This is a genomic window from Streptomyces sp. SN-593, from assembly GCF_016756395.1.
GTDB lineage: Bacteria > Actinomycetota > Actinomycetes > Streptomycetales > Streptomycetaceae > Actinacidiphila > Actinacidiphila reveromycinica.
In genome coordinates this window covers 5003985-5020000 of sequence record NZ_AP018365.1, presented here as the reverse complement: position 1 = coordinate 5020000, position 16016 = coordinate 5003985, and the positions used below count along the sequence as shown (strand labels likewise).

The window sequence follows — 16016 nt, the reverse complement described above, 5'->3', positions numbered from 1 at the left end:
GGACGCGCAGGGTCTTGCCGACCGGCTGGAAGATCGCCTCGGCGCGCGCGAGGTGCGTCTCGTCGGCGTGCCGGCCGGCGGAGATGACGGACATGCCCTCGTCCACGAGCACGGGGGTGTTGGGCATGACCCGGACGACCGCGGTGCCGTCGGTGAGGCGGTCCTCGACGAAGGTGGTGGGGATGCCGGCGGCGGCGCTGATCACCAGCTTGTCGGCGCCGACGTGCGGGGCGAGCTCCGTGAGCAGGGCGTCCATGTCCTGCGGCTTGACGGCGAGGATGAGGGTGTCGGCGGCCTTGGCGGCGTGCGCGTTGTCGACGGCCCGGACGCCGTGGCGGATGCGCAGTTCCTCGGCGCGCTCGGCGCGGCGGGCGGTGACCAGCAGGTCGTCGGGGGCCCAGCCGGCCCTGATCATCCCGGAGAGCAGCGCCTCGCCGATCTTGCCGGTGCCGAGGACGGCGACGGTCTGGGTCAGCGCGGTGGTGGCGGTCATGACGGTTCACCTCAAGCGGTACGGGGCTCCCTGTGCCGTCATCCTCGCAGGGGCGGGGGTGGGGTGGTGGACGTGTCCATTCCTCGGGCGGGCGCGCGTCCTCGGATCGGGCAGGCACCCGGTCGTGTCCGGGGGCGCGCGCCCGGGCCGCGTCGGCGCCGCGCCCCGGGGAGGCGGTGGGGGTCGGTTCAGGGTCATCCCCTATGGCGTGCGCGCGGTGCGGGGTGGACCGTAGCGGTATGAGTCGTTCATCCCGTGAAATCACTGTGTCGGGCGCGGAGAAGCGGCACCTGGCCGTGGCCTCGGTGACCCTCGGACCCTGGCGGCCGGCCGCCGTGGTGGGCGCGCTGGGCGGTGGAGTGTCGCTGGCCCTGCACCTCGTGCACGGGCACTTCGGGCTCGGTGTCCTGACCGGGGCGCTGTCGGTGGCCGCGCTGCTGTTCTTCTGCGTGGGCGGGGCGGGCTCGGTGCTCGGCTACTCCTCGCGGGGCGGCGGGCGGGACCGGCGGATCCGGCGCTGGGCGCGCTCGCACCCGTGGCAGGTGGCGTGCGTGCCGGCAGCGATGATGTTCCTGACCGACGTGGTGCTGCGGCAGGTGCTCACCGGCCAGGGCTTCTTCGGGTCGGTGTGGACCGGGCTGTGGCACGGGGCCGTGGTGGCGGCGGTGGTCGGCGTCGCGGGTACGTTCGGCAGGTCGCGGGCGTAGCCGGTCGCGCGCGTGGTCGCGGGAACGGCGGCGGCCGGACGGCGGGCTCAGCGCACCGCCCGCACCACCAGGTCGGCGAGCCGCCGCCCCGCCTGCTCGTCCAGCGGCGCGTGGTCGAGCAGCAGCCGGTACCACAGCACCCCGTAGACCACGTCGATCAGCAGTTCCAGCTCCACGCCCGGCGCGATCTCGCCCCGGGCGGCGGCGCGTTCGAGGATCTCCCGGAGCACCGCGCGCCGCCGGAAGAGGAACCGGTCGCGGAAGGCGTCCGCGAAGACCGGGTCGAGCAGCGCCTGCGCCATCAGGCCGACCAGCACCGGCCGCTGCCCGCTCTGCCGGAAGGTGTCGGCGAGGAAGCCCATCAGGTCGTCGGAGAGCGAGCCCAGGTCCGGCACCGTGACCGTCGTCTGCGACAGGTCGAGCAGCGCCGTCAGCACGACGTCGGCCTTGGACGGCCACCAGCGGTAGATCGTCTGCTTGCCGACGCCGGCCCGCGCGGCGATGCCCTCCACCGTCAGCGCGGCGTACCCGCGCTCCTTCAGCTCGGCGACGGCCGCGCCCAGGATCGCCTGGCGCGCGGCCTCGCTGCGTGGCCGGCCCGGCCGCCGCTCACCCGTCATGCGCTCACCCTACTTTACAAGACGGTCCGTCTCGATATAAAAACGAGACAGCGCGTATCGAATCTATGAGGGGGCACGGACATGCGTGTGGTGGTCATGGGCGGCACGGCCGGTATCGGGCTGGAGACGGCTCGCGCACTGCGGAAGGACGGCGCCGAGGTCATCGTGACGGGCCGGAACCAGGAGCGGCTGGCGGCGGCCGCGGCGGAGGGGCTCACCGCCGAGGGCGTCGACGGGACCGACGAGGCCGCGGTCGCCGCGTTCTTCGAGCGGATCGGGGCCTTCGAGCACCTGGTGCTCGCCTTCAGTTCGGGGCAGGTCGGGGTCGGCGCGATCAGGGAGATCAAGCTCTCCGACCTCCGCGCCGCGTTCGAAGGGAAGCTCTTCGCCTACCTGTTCGCCGTCCAGCGGGCGCAGGTCACCGGGTCGGTGACGCTCGTCTCCGCGGCCTCGGCGCGGGCCGGGCTGCCCGGACTGGCCGGGCTCGCGGCGGTGAACGGCTCCATCGAGCGGATCGTCTCGCCGCTCGCCGCCGACCTCGCGCCGGTCCGGGTGAACGCGGTCTCGCCGGGTGTCATCGACACCGACTGGTGGTCCTTCCTGCCCGAGGAGCAGCGCGAGGCCCAGTTCGCGGCCGTCGCGCAGTCCGTCCCGGCCGGCCGGGTCGGCAGGCCCGAGGACGTCGCGGGCGCGATCCGGTACGTGATCGGCGCGGACTACGTGACGGGCTCGATCCTGCCGGTGGACGGCGGGTTCACCGTGGCGTGAGCCGGGGGCACCACGAAGGGCCGAACCACGGGGATTCCTCGACGGGAACCGCTGAGTGTGGCGTTAGCATCGGCGGATCGGCCCCGAGGAACGGAGAGTTCACCCGTGCGCCACCCTCGACTAGGTGTTGCCATTCTGACGATGGGAACCCGGCCCGCGGAGCTCCTCGCGCTGCTGGACTCCGTGGCGGCGCAGGACACCCCGGCGACGAGAGTCGTGGTGGTCGGCAACGGGTCGCCGCTGCCGGACCTCCCCGAAGGGGTGGCCGGGGTCGAGCTGAGCGAGAACCTCGGGATCCCCGGCGGGCGGAACGTGGCGATCGAGGCGCTGCGGGAGTTCGGCGACGTGGACGTCCTGGTCGATCTGGACGACGACGGGCTGCTGGTGGGCGCGGACGTCTTCACCCGGCTGTGCGCGCTGTACGAGGCCGACGACCGGCTGGGCGTGGTCGGGTTCAGGATCGTGGACGAGCGGGGCCGCACCGCGCGTCGGCACGTGCCGCGGCTGCGGGCGTCGGACCCGATGCGCGGCGGGCTGGTCACCACGTTCCTGGGCGGCGGGCACGGTCTGTCGATGCGGATGCTCGACGAGATCGGCGGCTGGCCGGACCCGTTCTTCTACGCGCATGAGGAGACCGACCTCGCCTGGCGGGCGCTGGACGCGCGCTGGAACGTCAGGTACGCGCCGGAGCTGGTGCTGCGGCACCCGTGGACCTCGCCGACGCGGCACGCGGTCTACTACCGCAATCTCGCCCGCAACCGGGTCTGGCTGGCCAAGCGCCGCCTGCCGGTGCTGCTGGTGCCCGCGTACCTGGGGGTGTGGGCGGCGCTGACCGTGGCGCGCACCCGGTCGGGGGCGGGGCTGCGGGCGTGGTGCGCGGGGTTCGTGGAGGGGGTGCGCACGCCGTGCCCGCCGCGCCGCCCGATGCGGTGGTCGACCGCGTGGCGGATGACCAGGCTCGGCCGGCCCCCGCTGATCTGACCGCGGGGGCGGGCGGCGGTCGGGACCGTACGGCCGTCCCGGGGCGCGGCGCGGGCCGCGGCCCCGGGGCGGGCCGGTGGTTCAGCGCTCCAGCAGGGTGATGTCGCGCACGGCGCCCTTGTCCGCGCTGGTCGCCATCGCCGCGTACGCGCGCAGCGCGGTGGAGACGTGGCGGGTGCGGGCGCGCGGTGCGTACACCCCGTTCAGCGCCTCCCGGCGGGCGGCCAGCTCCTCGTCGGACACGAGCAGTTCCATGCTGCGCCCGGGGATGTCGATCCTGATCCGGTCGCCGTCCTGGACGAGCGCGATGGTGCCCCCGGAGGCCGCCTCGGGGGAGGCGTGGCCGATGGACAGGCCCGAGGTGCCGCCGGAGAAGCGGCCGTCGGTGACCAGCGCGCAGACCTTGCCCAGGCCGCGGCCCTTGAGGAAGGAGGTCGGGTAGAGCATCTCCTGCATGCCCGGGCCGCCGCGCGGGCCCTCGTAGCGGATGACCACCACGTCGCCGGGGACGACCTTCTTGGCGAGGATCTTCTCGACGGCCTCCTCCTGCGACTCGCAGACGACGGCCGGGCCCTCGAAGGTCCAGATCGACTCGTCGACGCCCGCGGTCTTCACCACGGCGCCGTCCACGGCGAGGTTGCCGCGCAGCACCGCGAGGCCGCCGTCCTTGGAGTAGGCGTGCTCGACGTCGCGGATGCAGCCGCCCGCCGCGTCGGTGTCCAGGGTCTCCCACCGCTCGGACTGGGAGAACGCCTCGGCGGAGCGGACGCAGCCGGGGGCGGCGTGCCACAGCTCGACGGCCTCGGCCGAGGGGGAGCCGCCGCGCACGTCCCAGGTGTCGAGCCACTGCTTGATCGAGGGCGAGTGCACGGTGTGCACGTCCTCGTTGAGCAGCCCGCCGCGGTAGAGCTCGCCGAGGATGGCGGGGATGCCGCCGGCCCGGTGCACGTCCTCCATGTAGTACGTGCCGCCGGGCGCCACGTTCGGCGCGACCTTGGCCAGGCAGGGCACGCGGCGGGAGACCTCGTCCATCTCGCTGAGGCCGTAGTCGACCTGCGCCTCCTGGGCCGCGGCCAGCAGGTGCAGGATCGTGTTGGTGGAGCCGCCCATCGAGATGTCCAGCGCCATCGCGTTCTCGAAGGCGGCGGGGGTGGCGATGGACCGCGGCAGCACGGACGCGTCGTCCTGCTCGTAGTACCGCTTGGCCAGGTCGACCACGGTGGTGCCGGCCCGCTCGTACAGCGCGCGGCGGGCGGTGTGGGTGGCGAGCACCGAGCCGTTGCCGGGCAGGGCCAGGCCGATCGCCTCGGTGAGGCAGTTCATCGAGTTGGCGGTGAACATGCCGGAACACGACCCGCAGGTCGGGCAGGCGTTCTCCTCGATGCGGAGGATGTCCTCGTCGGAGACGTCCTCGTTGACGGCGTCCGAGATCGCGTTGATCAGGTCGAGCTTGCGGACGGTGCCGTCGACGAGGGTGGCGCGGCCGGCCTCCATTGGCCCGCCGGAGACGAAGACGGTGGGGATGTTCAGCCGCAGCGCGGCCATCAGCATGCCCGGGGTGATCTTGTCGCAGTTGGAGATGCAGATCAGGGCGTCCGCGCAGTGCGCCTCGACCATGTACTCCACGGAGTCGGCGATCAGGTCGCGGGAGGGCAGCGAGTAGAGCATGCCGCCGTGGCCCATGGCGATGCCGTCGTCCACGGCGATGGTGTTGAACTCGCGCGGCACCGCGCCCGCCGCGAGGATCGCCTCGGAGACGATCCGGCCGACCGGCTGGAGGTGGGTGTGACCCGGTACGAACTCGGTGAAGCTGTTGGCGACCGCGACGATCGGCTTGCCGATGTCGGAGTTGGCGACGCCGGACGCGCGCATCAGCGCGCGTGCGCCGGCCATGTTGCGGCCGTGGGTGACCGTACGTGACCTCAGCTCGGGCACGGTTTCCCCTCCTTCTTGGCCCCGGGTTCTCGCGCCTCGGGTCCACTTCGCTCGTACGAGTCTGCGCTGCCGGGACTCGCGACTGCCTGGAGGTCGAGCCTACGCCGGTCGCCCAGGATTCGGACGGCATGTCCGCATGGTGACCCTGCCGTGGGGGGCGGCGGCCGGGGGCTGCCCCCTGTGATCAGGGCACCCTGACGCCCGCGAGGTGCAGGCGGGTGAAGGCCAGCGCCTCGGCGAGGTCCTCCTCGCGCTCGGCCGAGGACATCGCCCGGCGCGTGTTCACCTCGACCACCACGTGCCCGCCGAAGCCGCTCGCGGCCAGCGCGCCCAGCAGTTCCGCGCACGGCTGGGTGCCGCGGCCGGGCACGAGGTGCTCGTCCTTCGCCGAGCCGTTGCCGTCGCCCATGTGCACGTGGGCGAGCCGGTCGCCCATCCGCGCCGCCATGTCCAGCACCTCGCTGCGCGAGGTGGCCGCGTGCGAGAGGTCCACCGTGAAATGCCGGTAGTCGTCCCTGGTCACGTCCCAGTCGGGCGCGTAGGCGAGCAGTTCGCGGTCGCGGTAGCGCCAGGGGTACATGTTCTCCACCGCGAACCGGACGTCCGTCTCGTCGGCCATCCGCCACACCCCGCGCACGAAGTCGCGGGCGTAACCGCGCTGCCAGCGGAAGGGCGGGTGCACCACGACGGTGGAGGCGCCGAGCCGCTCGGCGGCGGCGCGGGCGCGCTGGAGCTTGGTCCACGGGTCGGTGGACCACACCCGCTGGGTGATCAGCAGGCACGGCGCGTGCACCGCGAGGATCGGCACCCGGTGGTAGTCCGACAGCCTGCGCAGCGCCTCGACGTCCTGGCTGACGGGGTCGGTCCACACCATGACCTCGACGCCGTCGTAGCCGAGCCGGGCGGCGATCTCGAACGCGGTCGCGGTGGACTCGGGGTAGACCGAGGCGGTGGAGAGCGCCACCCTCGCACCGGAGGGCCCGGTCATTCCGGAGATACCGGACACGCCGGCCGCACGGCCCCGGAGGGCGTCGCACGCCTCGGGTCGGTCCGCTCGCTGGGGCACGCAAGCCAGCGTACGGCGGCCGGCGGGTTCGGCGGCACCGCCCGCCCACGCGCGCGCCGCCACCCGCCGTACGGTGAGGCGGCGACGGAGCCGGCCCGGCCGGGGGTGCGGAGCGGGAACCCGGGGGCGGGGCGGGCGGGGCTGGAGTTCGGGCCGGGCGGGAACCCGGGCGCCGGACGCGAGGCCCGGAGTCGGGAGCCGGGAGCTGGCAGGCCCGGAGTCGGAACCCGGGGCCGGGGCCGCCGGCCCGGTCGGGAACCCGGGGGCGGGGACCCGGGCCGAGGGCTCAGGCGCGGGCGGCGCCGCGCCGCTCCTCGACCGCCTGGTCGCGGGCGGCCCCGGCCACCTCGCCCACCATCACGTCGAGCTTGCGCAGGATCACTCCCTCGCGCAGCGCCCACGGGCAGATCTCCAGCTCGTCGATCTCGAAGAGGTCCATCGCGCCCTCGGCGACCAGCGCGCCCGCCAGCAGTTGCCGCGCCCGTCCCTCGGAGACGCCGGGCAGCTCGGCGCGCTTGCCGGCGGTCATCGCGGCCAGCCGCGGCACCCAGTCCTCCAGCACGTCGCGGCGCAGCGTGCGCTGCATGTACAGGCCGTCCGCGCTGCGGGCGGCACCGCCGATCCGGGCGAGCTGGCGGAAGGTCTTGGAGGTACCCACGGCGTGGTCGGCGCGCCCGTGCCGCGCGAAGTCCGGCACCGCGCGCGCTATCTCGGCCCGCACGTGCTTGCGCAGCGCCCGCACGTCGTCGGCGGCGGGCGGGTCGGCGGGCAGCCAGCTCCCGGTCAGCCGGCCGGCCCCGAGCGGCAGGGAGACGGCGGCGTCGGGGTACTCGTCCATGCCGAAGGCGACCTCCAGCGAGCCGCCGCCGATGTCCAGCACCAGCAGCCGGCCCGCGGACCAGCCGAACCAGCGGCGTACCGCGAGGAAGGTCAGCCGGGCCTCGTCGGCGCCGGACAGCACCGTCAGCCGCACCCCGGTCTCGCGCTCGACCCGGGACAGCACCTCCTCGCCGTTGGCCGCCTCGCGCACCGCGGAGGTGGCGAACGCCAGGACGTCCTCGACGCCCTTGTCCTCCGCCACCCGCATCGCGTCCGCCACGGTGCCCACCAGCCGGTCGATCCCGACCCGGCCGATCGTGCCGCGCACGTCGAGCAGTTCGGCGAGCCGCAGCTCGGCCTTGTGCGAGTACGCGGGCAGCGGGCGCGCGCCCGGGTGCGCGTCCACCACCAACAGGTGAACGGTGTTGGACCCCACGTCGAGCACTCCCAGTCGCATGGGCAGAACTGTAGCCAGCGGCGTTCGGCGGCGGTGCGGGTCAAGCGGGACCGGCGGGGGCGTCCGGCCCCATCTGGATGCGCACGGGCCCGCGTGACCGCAATCGGCGCATTACGGTCTTACGCTTGGGCGCGTGGCGAAGGTGAAGACCCGCAAGGGCACGAAGAAGAGCGCCGGTACGACCGCGGCGACCAGGGCGGGCGTCCCCGACGAGGCCGGGCTGGACTTCGCCCGGGCCTGGGTGGAGTTCGTGGACCCCGCCGACGAGGAACAGGTCTTCCGGTGCGACCTGACCTGGCTCACCTCGCGCTGGACGTGCGTCTTCGGCAGCGGCTGCCAGGGCATCGTGGCGGGCCGGGCCGACGACGGGTGCTGCTCGCTCGGCGCGCACTTCTCGGACGACGACGACGAGAAGCGGGTCGCCGGGTACGTGGCCCGGCTCACCGCGGACGACTGGCAGTTCCACGCCGTCGGCACCGGGGCGGACGGGTTCTGGGCCGAGGAGAACGAGGACGGCGAGCGGCAGACCCGGGTGGTGGACGGCGCCTGCGTCTTCTCCAACCGGCCCGGGTTCGCCGGCGGGCAGGGCTGCGCCCTGCACGCGCTCGCGCTGCGCGACGGCCGCGAGCCGCTGGAGACCAAGCCCGACGTGTGCTGGCAACTGCCGATCCGCCGCACCTTCGACTGGGTGGACCGGCCCGACGACAGCCGGGTGCTGGTGGTGTCGATCGGCGAGTACGACCGGCGCGGCTGGGGTCCCGGGGGGCACGACCTGCACTGGTGGTGCACGTCGGCGACCTCCGCCCACGGCGCGGGCGAGCCTGTGTACCTGTCCTACCGGCCGGAGCTCACGGAGCTGATGGGCGCGGCCGGGTACGCGGAACTGGCGCGGCTGTGCGAGGCCCGGCTGGCGTCGTCGCTGCCGCTGGTCGCCCCGCACCCGGCGGACCCGGTGGGCCCGGACAGGGCCTGACGCGCCCCGGCCGGCCCTCGGTCAGCCCGAGGGCGTCTCCGACGGGGAGGCCGTCGCGGTTCCGGTCGGCGTGGGCGACTCCGTCGGAGGGGCGCTGCTCGGCGGCGGAGAGGACGAGGTCGGCGGCGGGGAGCTGGGCGGTGTGGTCCCCCCGGTCGGTGACGCGGAGGTCGGCGGCGTGGAGCGCCGGGAGGAGCCCTGCAGCGTGACGGTGGCGTCCCCCGGCGTGAACCGGATGCGCGCCGACCACGAACCCGACGGCTCCAGGGAGTGGTCCACCCGGATCACAAGAGTGACCGTTTCCCCTGGCTTCAAGGTGCCCGAACGCGCGGAGAACTCCAGCCAGTAGGCGGAGGTGGCCGCGCTCCACTCCACCGGCGCGCCCCCGCCGGCGGTGAGCGTGACGTACGTGGCCTCGGTCCCCGGCCGCGCCGCCACCTCCAGCCAGCCGGCTCCCCGGGACACCGACGAGGCCGGCGGCGCGCTGCCCCCGGTGACCGCCACGGTGGTGTCCTGCGGTGTCCCGGCGGACGACGGCGCCCCGGAGCCGGGCTGCACGGTGCGGGCGTCCGGCGACGGTCCGGCGTTCCCCGCCTTCTCGTAGGGCACCCCGTCGATCCCGTCCGGCGCGGTCGCGCTGGGCCCGTCGTGCGCGCCCTCGCCCAGCGGCGTGGCCCGGTAGGCGGCCCACACCGCGAGCACCGGAGCGGCCACGACCGCCGCGACCACCGTGGTGGTCACCGCGCGGTGCCGCAGCACCGCCCGCCGGGCGGCCTTGTCCCCCAGGTCGGCGGGGAAGCCGCGCCGGTCGAAGCGCGGCGTGGACTCCCGGACCCGGCCGAACCCGGTGTCCATGGCGTGCAGCATCGCCGCGTACGACGCCGAGCGCGGGGCCTCCACCAGCGGCAGCACCGCCGCGGCGTCGGCCGCGCCCGGCCACGGGCCGTCGGCGACGACCCGCTCGGCGGTGCGGCGGCAGGCCGGGCAGTCGTCGACGTGGCGGACCAGCTCGGTCCGCAGGGTGGTGCCGAGCAGCACGCGGGTGTCGCCGGCCAGTTGCGCCACCTCCGGGCAGCGGCCGGTGTCCACGACGGCCATCGCCGTACGGGTCCGCTCCACCTCGCAGGCGGCCCGCGCCAGCCGGGTCCTGGCCGCGTCCGCGTCGAGCCCGACCACGAGGGCCACCTCGCGCGGCGCGAGCTGGTGGCGCACCGCCAGCTCCAGCGCCTCGCGCTGCTCCGGGGTGGTGCCGGCCGACTCCGGCCAGGCCAGCGACGCGAGTTGGGCCCGCCGCTGTTCGGCGACCGGCTCCGAGGTGTGCGGCGCGACCGGCCTGCCGGCGGCGAGCCGGCGCAGGCACACCCACCGCGCGAGGGCGTACAGCCACGGCCTGCGCAGGCCGGGGTCGCGCAGCCGGACCCGCTGCCGCTCGCCCAGCGCCAGCGCCTCGCCGAGCGCGCCGGCGGCCGCGTCGTGCTCGCACAGGATGGACAGGCAGTAGGTGAACAGGCCGTCCAGGTACGGCTCGTAGTGCGCCGGCGGCTGCATCGGCAGCGTGCCCTGCGGCCGGGCGGTGCGGCCCTCGCGGCGGCCGCCGGGCCCGCGGCCGGCCCGCTCCGGCTCCGCGTCGGCACACGGCCGTCCGGACGGAGCACGGTGTTTGCGGTGCGCTCCGGTGCTCTGCGTCGGGTTGGGGGTTCCGTGCCTGCTCATCACCGGGTGACGGTAGGCCCGCGGGCGGCCCCGGTTCAGCACTCCCGGCCCTGTTTAACCCGTACGGGTAACGATCCGCCACAAATTGGTGACGTCGCGCCCGCACGTACGAGTGACGGCGGTTGTCGGTCCGGCCCGCTACGGTGAACGGCATGGCCACCCGCAAACCCGCGTCCAAGGACCGCCCCTCCTACCGCTGCACCGAGTGCGGCTGGACCACGGTGAAGTGGCTCGGCCGCTGCGGCGAGTGCCAGGCGTGGGGCACCGTCGAGGAGTTCGGCGGCGCGCCGGCGGTCCGCACCACCGCCCCGGGCCGGGTGACGGCGGCCGCCCGCCCGATCGCGCAGGTCGACGGCACCCAGGCCACCGCGCGCTCCACCGGCGTGCCCGAACTGGACCGGGTACTCGGAGGCGGCCTGGTGCCCGGGGCCGTCGTCCTGCTCGCCGGCGAGCCCGGGGTGGGCAAGTCCACGCTGCTGCTCGACGTGGCGGCGAAGGCGTCGGGCCCGCAGACCCCCACGCTCTACGTGACCGGCGAGGAGTCCGCCTCCCAGGTGCGGCTGCGCGCCGACCGGATCGGCGCCCTCGCCGACCACCTCTACCTCGCCGCCGAGACCGACCTGTCCGCGGTCCTCGGCCACCTCGACGACGTCAAGCCGTCCCTGCTGGTCCTCGACTCCGTGCAGACCGTCGCCTCGCCGGAGATCGACGGCGCGCCCGGCGGCATGGCCCAGGTCCGCGAGGTCGCCGGCGCCCTGATCCGGGCGTCCAAGGAGCGCGGCATGGCCACGCTCCTGGTGGGCCACGTCACCAAGGACGGCGCGATCGCCGGGCCCCGGCTGCTGGAGCACCTGGTCGACGTCGTGCTGAGCTTCGAGGGCGACCGGCACGCCCGGCTGCGGCTGATCCGCGGGGTCAAGAACCGCTACGGCGCGACGGAGGAGGTCGGCTGCTTCGAGCTCCACGACGAGGGCATCACCGGTCTCGCCGACCCGTCGGGGCTGTTCCTCACCCGGCGCGACGAGCCGGTGCCCGGCACCTGCCTGACGGTCACGCTCGAAGGGCGCCGGCCCCTGGTCGCGGAGGTGCAGGCGCTCACCGTGGACACCCAGATCCCCTCACCGCGGCGCACCACGTCCGGCCTGGAGAACTCCCGGGTGTCCATGATGCTGGCCGTCCTGGAGCAGCGCGGGCGGATCAAGGCGATCGGCAAGCAGGACATCTACACGGCCACCGTCGGCGGAGTGCGGCTCACCGAGCCCGCGGCCGACCTGGCGGTGGCGCTGGCGCTGGCCAGTGCCGCGATCGACACGCCCCTGCCGAAGAACCTCGTGGCCGTCGGCGAGGTCGGCCTCGCGGGCGAGGTGCGCCGGGTCACCGGTGTGCAGCGGCGCCTGTCCGAGGCCCACCGGCTCGGCTTCACGCACGCGCTCGTCCCGCCGGACCCCGGGAAGATCCCCGCGGGGATGCGCGTGACCGAGGTCTCCGACGTCTCCGACGCCCTGCGCGCCCTCCCCCGCCGCTCCACGGGGCGCCCCTGACCCCTCGGGCCGCCCCGTCCCGCGCGGTGGGCCGCACCCCACGGGGAGGCGGGGAACCGCGCGCCCAGCAGGCCACCGCCCGCACCCGGCAACGATCGCCATCCCACGGCGCGGGCTCCGAAGGGGCGCGGGGAACGGCGCGACCGGCCCCCACCGGCCCGCGGTCGGGGACGGACCGGCACCGCGACGGCGCGAGGCCGCACACACCCCGCCCACAGCCGGAAGGTCCCGCGAACCCCCAGCGCACCCCGCCTACGGCGGGTCCGCCCGAGCCCCCCGCGGGGAGTCGTAAACTTGCCCAAACGCAGCGACCGTGAGGAGCAGAGTGGCAGCCAACGACCGGGCAGGGGGCTCCGCCCCGGCTCGTAGGGCAGCGGGCGACTCCTCCGGGCGCGCCGGCGGCGGCACGGGCGGCGACGGCGGCCTGATGCGTGCCTCGCTCAGCGCGGTCGCCCCGGGCACGGCCCTGCGGGACGGCCTGGAGCGGATCGTCCGCGGCAACACCGGCGGTCTGATCGTCCTCGGCATGGACAAGACCGTCGAGTCGCTGTGCACCGGCGGCTTCGTGCTGGACGTGGAGTTCACCGCGACCCGGCTGCGCGAGCTGTGCAAGCTCGACGGCGCCCTCATCCTCGACAAGGACATCACCAAGATCCTGCGGGCCGGCGTGCAACTCGTGCCGGACCCGACCATCCCCACCGAGGAGACCGGCACCCGGCACCGCACCGCGGACCGGGTCAGCCGCCAGGTCAACTTCCCCGTGGTGTCGGTCAGCCAGTCGATGCGGCTGATCGCGCTCTACGTCGACGGGCAGCGCCGCGTGCTGGAGGACTCCGCCGCGATCCTCTCCCGCGCCAACCAGGCCCTGGCCACCCTGGAGCGCTACAAGCTCCGGCTCGACGAGGTGGCCGGCACGCTGTCGGCGCTGGAGATCGAGGACCTGGTGACGGTGCGCGATGTCACCGCCGTGGCCCAGCGGTTGGAGATGGTGCGCCGCATCGCCACCGAGATCGCCGAGTACGTCGTGGAGTTGGGCACCGACGGGCGCCTGCTCGCCCTCCAGCTCGACGAGTTGATCGCCGGTGTCGAGCCCGAGCGCGAGCTCGTCGCGCGCGACTACGTCCCCGAGCCGACCGCCAAGCGCAGCCGTACCGTCGCCGAGGCGCTCGCCGAACTGGACGCGCTCCCGCAGAACGAGCTGATCGAACTGACCACGGTGGCCCGCGCACTGGGCTACACCGGCTCCCCCGAGTCGCTCGACTCCGCGGTCTCGCCGCGCGGTTACCGGCTGCTGGCGAAGGTGCCGCGACTGCCCAACACCGTCATCGAGCGGCTGGTCGAGCACTTCGGCGGCCTTCAGAAGCTGCTGGCCGCCAGCGTGGACGACCTCCAGGCCGTCGAGGGCGTCGGCGAGGCGCGGGCGCGCTCGGTCCGCGAGGGCCTGTCCCGGCTGGCCGAGTCCTCGATCCTCGAACGGTACGTGTAGTCCCCCGCACCTCGGCGCGCCGCTCCCCGCGGCGACGCCGTCAGTCGTCCGCGAGCTGGAAGGACGCCTGCTTGGCGCCGTACCCGGCCTTCTGGAGCTGCACCAGGTAGGTGCCGGGCGCGGCCTGCTGGCCCTTCGGCTTCGCGCACTGCGGCGAGCTGGTCTTCCCGTTCCAGCGCAGCGTGTACGACATCGAGGAGTGCGCCGGGACTTCGAGCAGGCGGGAGCCGGTGGCCGGGCAGTCGTCCGACGCCCAGACGTGGCTGTCGCCCGGCGCGCCGGTGACCGTGAACACCGCGCTCTTCGGGCCGACGTCGATCTTGCAGGCGGACGCACCGGAGTTCGCCGCCACCAGGCGGAACTCCGGGTCCTGGCCCGGCTGGTAGGAGTTGAGCACGCTGCTGAGCGCGAGCGTGACCGTACCGGGCGCGCAGGTCGGCAGCGCGGAGCCGGCGGGCACCTGCCGGCCGGGGGCGGGCACCGGGCCGGTGCCCGTGCCGGAGCCGCCGCTGCCGGAGCCGGTCGTGCCCGTGCCGGTCGTGGAACCGTCGCCGCCGGCGGTGCCCGCGCCGCTCGAAGAGCCGCCGCCCGTACCGCCGTTGTCGTCTCCGCCGCTGCCGCTGCCGGAAGAGCCGCCGGACGAGTCGCCGGGCGCGGTGTCCCGGCCGCCGGGCTCGCTGCCGTCGTGCGGTCCGGACGGGGTGGGGCCCGGGGTGATGGTCTGCGCCGGAGTGTGCGAGTCGGCGGGCGCGCCCGCGCTGTGGCCTCCTCCTCCGCCGCCGCCACGGAGGTTGACCACCACCAGCACGACGGCGGCCACCAGGGCGAGCAGGCACAGCAGGACCGCCCGCCGCCGCCAGTAGATGGACGATGGCAGAGGACCGACGGGATTGCGCATGGAGCCCACAGACGCACTCTAGGGGAGATCAGTACCGCCGCGCCGCACCACCCGCCGCCATACTTCCGGTCTTTGCCGATCATCACGTTTACTACGCCCCGAAGTCACCGCTTTTCGCGCCCCCTTCCGCGCCCCCCGCGTACCACCCGGAGTGCCTCCTCACGCGCCGCCGTGCGCCGGTGACCGTCCGCGTTCGATGTCCCTGGCATGTGCGAGGATCGGTCTGCGATGAGCAACGACCTGTCACCCACCCAGCTTCCGGCGGCCTCCTCCGCGGCGGAGGGCACCCCGCGCACCGCCGCCGACGGCTCCGCCCGGCCCGTTCCCGCGACCGTGCCCGTGTCGGCGCCCGCGCCCGGACCCGGGCCGACGCCAGGGCCTGCGTCCGTGTCCGCGTCCGTTCCGGCGGCACCCGTACCCGTCGACCTGCCCGCCACCGGGGCCCTGCACGGCGCGGTGATCGACTGGTTCGACGAGCACGCGCGGGACCTGCCCTGGCGACGGCCCGACGCGGGCGCCTGGTCGGTGATGGTGAGCGAGTTCATGCTCCAGCAGACCCCGGTGAACCGGGTGCTGCCGGTGCACGCGGAGTGGCTGGAGCGGTGGCCGCGCCCGGCCGACCTCGCCACCGAGTCCGCGGGCGAGGCGGTACGCGCCTGGGGGCGGCTCGGCTACCCGCGCCGCGCCCTGCGGCTGCACGCCGCCGCGACGGCCATAGCGCAACAGCACGGCGGCGAAGTCCCCCGCGAGCACAGTGAGTTGCTGGCCCTGCCGGGCATCGGCGAGTACACCGCGGCGGCCGTGGCGTCGTTCGCGTACGGGCGGCGGCACATCGTGCTCGACACGAATGTGCGACGGGTCTTCGCCCGCCTGGCCACCGGTGTGGAGTACCCGCCGAACGCCACCACGGCCGCGGAGCGCCGGCTCGCGGCCGCGCTGCTGCCCGACGACGAGGGCACCGCCGCGCGGTGGGCCGCGGCCACCATGGAACTGGGCGCCCTGGTGTGCGCGGCGCGCTCACCGCGCTGCGGGAGCTGCCCCGTGGCCGACCGCTGCGCGTGGCGGCTGGCCGGCTCGCCCGCGCACGAGGGCCCGCCGCGGCGCGGCCAGACGTACGCCGGCACCGACCGGCAGGTGCGCGGCCGGCTGCTGGCGATCCTGCGGGCCAGCCGCACCCCGGTCCCGCGTGCCCTGCTCGACACCGCCTGGAGCGAACCGGTGCAGCGCGCCCGCGCCCTCGACGGCCTCCTCGCCGACGGCCTGGTGGAGCGGCTGCCCGACGACCACTACCGCCTGCCGGCCTGACCCCCGCGGGCCGCACGGCCCGGGCGGGCACGGAAGCGGACACGGACGCGGACGCGGGGCTCCGGCTCGCGCCCCGGCCCTGGCCCTGGCCCTGGCACCGGCCCTGGTAGGACCGCGTCCCCGCCGCCCCGCTCGACCCCCTGTTACACAACCGATGGGTTGCTGTGCGGTCGCTGTGCGGCGGCGGTCGCCAAAGCCCAACATCCGGTTCGTAGCGTCGGAACCGGCCGTGGGAGCCCTTCTCCCCGGCCGTG

At 75.0% G+C, this 16016-nt stretch carries 14 protein-coding genes (1 of these 14 only partly in view); 7 read left to right on the top strand and 7 right to left on the bottom strand.

Annotated features, from left to right (window positions below; genetic code table 11):
• Positions 1-475, bottom strand: the 5' portion of a protein-coding gene (gene proC / locus RVR_RS21205; RefSeq protein WP_202238870.1) for a pyrroline-5-carboxylate reductase. 332 nt of this gene lie to the left of the window's left edge; the window shows 475 of its 807 coding nt (coding positions 1-475); it begins with the start codon at positions 473-475; the stop codon falls past the left edge of the window.
• Positions 476-732: 257 nt separating this feature from the next.
• Between proC and RVR_RS21200 the strand changes: the two genes are divergently transcribed.
• Positions 733-1200 carry a hypothetical protein gene (locus RVR_RS21200; RefSeq protein WP_202235357.1) on the top strand — a complete coding sequence of 156 codons (468 nt, stop codon included), beginning with the start codon at positions 733-735 and terminating at the stop codon, positions 1198-1200.
• 47 nt (positions 1201-1247) lie between these two features.
• Here RVR_RS21200 and RVR_RS21195 read toward each other — a convergent pair whose 3' ends face one another.
• Complete coding sequence (locus RVR_RS21195; RefSeq protein ID WP_237404882.1) at positions 1248-1820, bottom strand: TetR/AcrR family transcriptional regulator; 573 nt, start codon at positions 1818-1820, stop codon at positions 1248-1250.
• 81 nt (positions 1821-1901) lie between these two features.
• Here RVR_RS21195 and RVR_RS21190 point away from each other — a divergent pair, with 81 nt between their 5' ends.
• Both RVR_RS21190 and RVR_RS21185 read left to right on the top strand, forming a co-directional pair.
• Entirely contained in the window at positions 1902-2588 is a 687-nt protein-coding gene (locus RVR_RS21190) for an SDR family oxidoreductase (RefSeq protein WP_202235356.1), read from the top strand.
• A 105-nt stretch (positions 2589-2693) separates the two neighbouring features.
• The gene (locus RVR_RS21185; RefSeq protein WP_202235355.1) at positions 2694-3569 is read left to right on the top strand and encodes a glycosyltransferase family 2 protein; all 876 of its coding nucleotides are present in this window, start codon (positions 2694-2696) and stop codon (positions 3567-3569) included.
• Positions 3570-3650: 81 nt separating this feature from the next.
• On the opposite strand, the gene ilvD is transcribed toward RVR_RS21185, so the two are convergent.
• The 3 genes from ilvD to RVR_RS21170 form a co-directional block, all read right to left on the bottom strand.
• Complete coding sequence (ilvD, locus tag RVR_RS21180; protein ID WP_202235354.1) at positions 3651-5504, bottom strand: dihydroxy-acid dehydratase; 1854 nt, start codon at positions 5502-5504, stop codon at positions 3651-3653.
• Positions 5505-5688: 184 nt separating this feature from the next.
• Positions 5689-6492 (bottom strand): sugar phosphate isomerase/epimerase family protein, encoded by an 804-nt coding sequence (locus tag RVR_RS21175; protein WP_202238866.1) that lies wholly within the window; start codon positions 6490-6492, stop codon positions 5689-5691.
• Between the two features lie 364 nt (positions 6493-6856).
• Positions 6857-7846: a Ppx/GppA family phosphatase gene (locus tag RVR_RS21170; protein WP_202235353.1), complete on the bottom strand. Its 990-nt coding sequence runs from the start codon at positions 7844-7846 to the stop codon at positions 6857-6859.
• 133 nt (positions 7847-7979) lie between these two features.
• On the opposite strand from RVR_RS21170, the gene RVR_RS21165 reads away from it, so the two are divergent.
• Positions 7980-8819, top strand: coding sequence for a DUF3109 family protein (locus tag RVR_RS21165; RefSeq protein ID WP_430393158.1), 840 nt, complete (start codon positions 7980-7982; stop codon positions 8817-8819).
• Positions 8820-8840: 21 nt separating this feature from the next.
• On the opposite strand, the gene RVR_RS21160 is transcribed toward RVR_RS21165, so the two are convergent.
• Positions 8841-10532, bottom strand: coding sequence for a BACON domain-containing protein (locus RVR_RS21160; protein ID WP_202238864.1), 1692 nt, complete (start codon positions 10530-10532; stop codon positions 8841-8843).
• A gap of 152 nt (positions 10533-10684) precedes the next feature.
• Between RVR_RS21160 and radA the strand changes: the two genes are divergently transcribed.
• A complete protein-coding gene (radA, locus tag RVR_RS21155; protein ID WP_202235352.1) occupies positions 10685-12073 on the top strand; it encodes a DNA repair protein RadA in 1389 nt (462 codons plus the stop codon).
• Positions 12074-12398: 325 nt separating this feature from the next.
• A complete protein-coding gene (gene disA, locus RVR_RS21150) occupies positions 12399-13559 on the top strand; it encodes a DNA integrity scanning diadenylate cyclase DisA (protein ID WP_430393157.1) in 1161 nt (386 codons plus the stop codon).
• 40 nt (positions 13560-13599) lie between these two features.
• On the opposite strand, the gene RVR_RS21145 is transcribed toward disA, so the two are convergent.
• Positions 13600-14457 carry a hypothetical protein gene (locus RVR_RS21145; RefSeq protein ID WP_346731465.1) on the bottom strand — a complete coding sequence of 286 codons (858 nt, stop codon included), beginning with the start codon at positions 14455-14457 and terminating at the stop codon, positions 13600-13602.
• Between the two features lie 339 nt (positions 14458-14796).
• Between RVR_RS21145 and RVR_RS21140 the strand changes: the two genes are divergently transcribed.
• Positions 14797-15762, top strand: coding sequence for an HhH-GPD family protein (locus RVR_RS21140; RefSeq protein WP_430393242.1), 966 nt, complete (start codon positions 14797-14799; stop codon positions 15760-15762).
• Positions 15763-16016: the final 254 nt, after the last annotated feature.

What these genes read in the sequence shown, in the direction of transcription:
- RVR_RS21170 (WP_202235353.1), bottom strand. Translation starts at nt 7,846, where the DNA reads ATGCGACTGGGAGTGCTCGACGTGGGGTCCAACACCGTTCACCTGTTG.
- RVR_RS21200 (WP_202235357.1), top strand. Translation starts at nt 733, where the DNA reads ATGAGTCGTTCATCCCGTGAAATCACTGTGTCGGGCGCGGAGAAGCGG.
- RVR_RS21160 (WP_202238864.1), bottom strand. Translation starts at nt 10,532, where the DNA reads ATGAGCAGGCACGGAACCCCCAACCCGACGCAGAGCACCGGAGCGCAC.
- RVR_RS21190 (WP_202235356.1), top strand. Translation starts at nt 1,902, where the DNA reads ATGCGTGTGGTGGTCATGGGCGGCACGGCCGGTATCGGGCTGGAGACG.
- RVR_RS21175 (WP_202238866.1), bottom strand. Translation starts at nt 6,492, where the DNA reads ATGACCGGGCCCTCCGGTGCGAGGGTGGCGCTCTCCACCGCCTCGGTC.
- RVR_RS21195 (WP_237404882.1), bottom strand. Translation starts at nt 1,820, where the DNA reads ATGACGGGTGAGCGGCGGCCGGGCCGGCCACGCAGCGAGGCCGCGCGC.
- RVR_RS21145 (WP_346731465.1), bottom strand. Translation starts at nt 14,457, where the DNA reads ATGCGCAATCCCGTCGGTCCTCTGCCATCGTCCATCTACTGGCGGCGG.
- radA (WP_202235352.1), top strand. Translation starts at nt 10,685, where the DNA reads ATGGCCACCCGCAAACCCGCGTCCAAGGACCGCCCCTCCTACCGCTGC.